Source organism: Streptomyces fuscigenes (assembly GCF_021556455.1).
GTDB classification, from domain to species: Bacteria; Actinomycetota; Actinomycetes; order Streptomycetales; family Streptomycetaceae; genus Streptomyces; species Streptomyces fuscigenes.
On the sequence record NZ_JAKGCV010000389.1, the window covers coordinates 1 to 5,211 of the forward strand.

Here is a 5,211-nt window from a genome sequence, read left to right on the forward strand (position 1 = left end):
GGGGCGCGCCGCCGTCGCCCGCCCTGCCCGCGGCGCTCGTCGTCGCCGCGGACGGCGCCTACGGGGCACGGCTGGCGCCCGCGTACCCGCCCGGCCCGGAGGGGCCGGGGCCTGCCGAGCCGTTCTGGTTCGCCGAGCGCTGGACCCTCTCGGGACCGGAGCCGTACGCCGTGCCGCTCCCCCTCGGCCAGCCCGAGGAGGCGGACACCCAGGTGCAGCCGATGGCCGACGGCCGCGTGCTCGTCTGCCGCCGCGTGGCGGACCGGTACGGCATCTCCCTGCTGTACCCCACCGGACCCGGCACCGGCGAGGTGTGGCTCGGCACCGTCGACCGCCCGCACCTCACGCTGCTGCCGCCGGCGCCCGGCGGGGGCCTCGTCCACGCCCTCGCGGTCGGCGAGCGCACCACCGACGTCTGGCTCGTGGCGGGCGGCGCCCACGGGCCCGAGCCGATCGCCCGGGTGCCGGGGCGCTGCTCCGGCGGCACCTGGCTGGACCGCACCGGCCGGCTCCTCGCGCTCGACCGGGAGGCGGGCGGCGCCGTGAAGGCGATCGCCGTCGACCTCAGCAGCGGGGGCGCGGTGTCCCCGCTGCTGCAGATCACCGAGGACAGCGACGACCGGCTGCTGCTGGCCGACCCGGACAGCGGACTGCTGCTCATCCGCTCCGACGCGCCCGGCCACGACCGGCTCGGCTGGGGCGTGCTGGGCAGTGCGCGACCGGTCCGCTTCCCCGAGTGCCTGCGGCCCGCCGGCGCGGTGGTGACACCGTTCGCCGTGCAACCCGGCCAGGCGCTCACACCGGAGAACTGCGCGGTGGCCTTCCGGGTGGACGGCCCCGGCGGCACGTGTGTCGGCGTGTGGCGGCCGGCGGGGCGGCGGCTGCACCTGCTGCCCGCCCCGCCCGACTGGCTTGTCGGCACCGGGTATTGGACACCGGAAGGGGTCCTGAGGATGCCCTGCGCGGCGCCCGCCGCACCGTGTGCGGTGGCGGAGGTGCGCGCGCCCGACGACGGGCCCGGGCCCGCACACCACGGCGGGGACACGCCGGGCCGGGCCGGCGAGACCGATGTCACACCGGCCCCGGGCGCCGCTCCCGCCCCATCGGCCCGGACGGCCGCCGCGCCCGCTCCAGCAGGGGCCGCCGGCCCGGCCTCGCCGTGGAGCAGACCGGTCCCCCTGCAGCAGGCCCCACTTCAGCAACAGGACACCGTGCGACGGGTGTCGATCGGCGGACAGGGGGCCCGTGGCTAGAATTCGACCCGGGTTACGCGGGCGTGCCGACCGGACACCGTCGGTGGCCGTGCCCCGGCCGGGCCGCCTTCACGCGGCGGCCGCGGGTCACGCGCAACCCTGAACGACCGACCAGCAGCGACCACGACGGGGTGACTTCCCACCATGTCCGAAGCCCGAAACGACACCATCGAGGAGCGTCCGCACACCGCGGACGCCGATCAGGGGGAAGCCGGGAACCACGCGAAGCACCGGGGGGTGTCCGCAGCCGCCGACGAGTCGACGGCGCAGGCGCACGGCAGGCACCGCCGTCCCGGGGACACCGCGATCTGAGCAACCGGCGGCGCCGGGGCCCTGCCCGCGGGTCACGGGAACGGCGAACGACGGCAGCGAGGGGCCGTACCGGCACAGCGCCCGGTACGGCCCCTCCGGCGTCTCCCCGGCCCCGGGCGCCTCCGCGACCTCGGGCGCCTCCCGGGCCTCGGGCGCCTCCACGGCCTTCGGCGTCTCCCCGTCCCCGGGCGCCTCCGCGATCTTCCACATCTCCGCGGTCCACACGGGCCGATCCCCCCTCTCCGCGGCGGATCCGGTGGGCCGTGACCGAGCCGTGACCGGAGCGGTGACATTTGTACCGGCCGACCGCCGACATAAGCATCTGCCGCCCTCGCCGCCCGGCCCGTACGTTCGAGGCATGAGGCTGACACCACGCACAGCGCCCGCGGACACCGCTCCCGCCGGGGCGTCCCCGGCGGCGCGGACCGCGCAGGCACCCGCCGTGTCCTTCGAGCGGGTCGGCAAGTCCTTCGGTACGGTGCGCGCCCTCGACGGGGTCGACCTGACCGTGCGCCGCGGCGAGACCGTGGCACTGCTCGGCCGCAACGGCGCGGGCAAGTCGACCGCGGTCGGGCTGCTGCTCGGCCTGGACACGCCGGACGAGGGCGCGGTGCGCCTGTTCGGGGCGGCACCGGGGACCGCGGTCACCGCGGGCCGGGTGGGCGCGATGCTCCAGGACGGCCGCGCGGTGCGGCGGGTGACCGTGGGCGAGCTGGTGTCGTTCGTGGCCGCCGCGTACCCGGACCCGCTGCCGGTGGCGGAGGCGATCGAGCTGGCGGGGCTCACCGGGCTGGAGGGCCGGCGCGTCGACAAGCTCTCCGGCGGCCAGGTGCAGCGGGTGTCCTTCGCCCTCGCGATCGCGGGCGGTCCCGAGCTGATCGTCCTGGACGAGCCGACGTCGGCGCTGGACGTCGAGGCGCGCCGCGCGTTCTGGGCCTCGATGCGGACGTACGCGGCCCGCGGCAACACGGTGCTCTTCTCCACGCACCACCTGGAGGAGGCCGACGCGTTCGCGGACCGCATCGTGGTGCTGCACCGCGGCAGGATCGTCGCGGACGGCTCGGGCCGGGAGTTGAAGGAGGCCGCGGGCGGCCGGCTCGTCTCGGTCGAACTCGCCGGGCCCGCCCCGCGGGACCTCGAACGCCTCCCGGGTGTCGTGGACTTCGAACTCGACTCGGGCCGCGCCCGGCTGCGTACGACGGACGCGGACGCGACGGTGGTGGCGCTCGCGGGCCTCGGCATGGTGCGCGGCATCGAGGTGACCGGCGCGACCTTGGAGGACGCCTTCCTGGCGCTGACCCGCGACCCGGGCGCGGCCACCGGAGCCACCACAGCCACAGCTACAGCCACCAGAAACACCAGCACCAGCACCAGCACCAGCACCAGCACCAGCACCAGCACCGAAACACACCGTGCGCGCGGCGTGAGCGCACCGGGACACGCGAGCGCGGACACGGCGACGGGCACGGACAGCGCCGCGGACACGTCCGCGGACGACAGCGCGGGAACGGGCGCGGGCACCGCGACGGGCCGCGCCGGACGGGTGGAGGAGATCGCATGACGGGGGCGACGGGGACGATGAGACGTTACGTGTGGCTGGAGGTGCGGCGCACCTTGCGCGACCCCGGCTTCGTGATCTTCGGGGCGGGCATGCCCGTGCTGATGTACCTGCTGTTCACCCGCATCGGCCAGGGCGGGCAGCCGCCCGGCGACCTGGCGGCCTGGCGGGTCCAGTCGATGATCGGCATGGCGGCCTACGGGGCGCTGGGGGCCGCCGTCGGCACGGGCACCGGCATCGCGGAGGACAAGCAGATGGGCTGGCTGCGCCAGTTGCGGACCACACCGGTGCGGCCGGGCCGTGTCGTACTGGGCCGGGCGGTGGCCGGATCCGTGACGGTGCTGCCGTCGCTGCTGCTGGTGCTGGCCGCCGGCGCGGTGGTCAACGGGGTGCGGCTGGACGCCTGGCAGTGGCCCGCGCTGGTGGGCCTGATGTGGCTCGGCGCCCTGCCGTTCACCCTGTTCGGGATGGGCAACGGATACCGCCTGTCCGCGCAGACCACCGGTGTGCTGAACGTCGGCGCCCTGGTGGGTCTCGCGGTCATCGGCGGGCTGTGGTTCCCGGTGGACCTCTTCCCCGGCTGGCTGCGCTCGATCGCGGAGTTCACCCCGGCGAACCGGTTCGCGGCGCTCGGCTGGTCCACGGCGGCGGGCTCCGCCCCGGCCGCGGCCACGGTCGTGGTGCTGCTCGGCTGGCTGGCGGTGTGCGGTGCGTACGCCGTCCTCTCCTACCGCAGGTCGGCGAGGACGGCATGACACCGGGCGGCAGGCGGCGCGAGCCGGTGATCATCAGGGACTTCCCCGTCCCGCCGTTCCCGCGCCTGCCGCGGTTCGGCAGGAACCGGGCACGGTGCCCGGACGGCGACGGCACGCCGGGCGGGGAAGGGGCCGCCGGCGGCGGCGGCCAGGAGCGCAGGCCGGGCCCGCCCAGCGGGTTCGCCCTGCTGCCGTGGCTGCTGCTGGGGCTCGGCTCGTTCTCCAACACGATCCGGGGCGACACCCCGGACCCGTGGATCGGCGGGATCGGCCTGCTGCTGTTCAACGGGCTCTACGTGTCGGTGGTGTTCCGGTCCTTCGTCCCCGAGAAGCGCAACCGGCCCGAGGTCCGGTGGATGCTCGTCGTGATGGGGCTCCTGACGTTCGGGCTGGCGCTGTACTACGGCGGTTCGTGGCTGCTGTTCCTGCCGCTGTTCGGACTGGCCTGCGGGTCGGTGCTGCGCGGCCGGGCGCTCGCGCTCGGCGCGTTCCTGCTCGGCTGCGCCACGGCGGCGATCGCCGGGTACCACGACGGGTGGGGCTCGGTGCCGATCGCCTACGGCGCCGCGATCTCGATGATGGTGACGGCCGCGATCCTCACCCTGTCCGAAACCGTGATGCAACTGCGCGCCACGCGGCAGGAGTTGGCTCGATCGGCGGTGGAACAGGAGCGGCTGCGCTTCTCCCGCGACCTGCACGACCTGCTGGGGCACACGCTGTCGGTGATCGTCGTCAAGGCGGAGGCCGCGCGCCGGCTGGCCCCGGTACGCCTGGAGGACGCCCTGGTCCAGGTGTCGGACATCGAGTCGGTGGGCCGGCAGGCGCTGACCGAGGTGCGGGAGGCCGTGACGGGCTACCGCGAGGGCAGCCTGGCCGGGGACCTGGACCGGGCGCGCTCGGCGCTCGCCGCGGCGGGGGTCGGGGTCGTCGTGCGGCAGTCCGGCCCGCCCCTGGAGCCCCAGGCGGAGGCGCTGCTGGGCTGGGTGGTGCGGGAGGCCGTCACGAACGTGGTGCGCCACAGCGGCGCCACGCACTGCGAGATCGCCGTCTCCGCCACCGGCCAGCGGGTGCGGCTGACGGTCACGGACGACGGCGTGGGCGTCCATCCGGACCTGGTGGCCTCCTCCGCGGGAACGGGCCTGAAGGGCCTCGGTGAGCGGCTCGCCGCCGTCGGCGGCCGGCTGGAGAGCGAGCAGGCGGCGCCGGGCTTCCGGGTCACGGCGGACCTGCCCGCCGACTCGGGCTCCGCCGCCCGGGCGCCCGTCGATGCCCCGGCCGAGGGCGGGCCGGCGCCGGACGGAAACCCGCACGCCGGCCGGCGGTGGCGGCGGCG

4 protein-coding genes and 1 pseudogene are annotated in these 5,211 nt (G+C 76.2%); all 5 read left to right on the forward strand.

The window, feature by feature from the left end; genetic code table 11:
- Positions 1 to 1,253 (forward strand): hypothetical protein (locus L1885_RS23055; protein ID WP_372482003.1); only part of this gene is annotated, 1,253 nt, incomplete at its 5' end.
- A 144-nt stretch (positions 1,254 to 1,397) separates the two neighbouring features.
- Positions 1,398 to 1,565 (forward strand): hypothetical protein, encoded by a 168-nt coding sequence (locus L1885_RS23060; protein WP_235799092.1) that lies wholly within the window; start codon positions 1,398 to 1,400, stop codon positions 1,563 to 1,565.
- A gap of 358 nt (positions 1,566 to 1,923) precedes the next feature.
- A pseudogene (locus L1885_RS23065) lies at positions 1,924 to 2,865 on the forward strand (ABC transporter ATP-binding protein); the annotation flags it as partial.
- 278 nt (positions 2,866 to 3,143) lie between these two features.
- On the forward strand, positions 3,144 to 3,878 hold the full coding sequence (locus tag L1885_RS23070; protein WP_235799095.1) for an ABC transporter permease: 735 nt from the start codon (positions 3,144 to 3,146) through the stop codon (positions 3,876 to 3,878).
- On the forward strand, positions 3,875 to 5,211 hold a 1,337-nt coding region (locus L1885_RS23075), incomplete at its 3' end, for a sensor histidine kinase (RefSeq protein WP_235799093.1). The genes L1885_RS23070 and L1885_RS23075, both read left to right, overlap by 4 nt.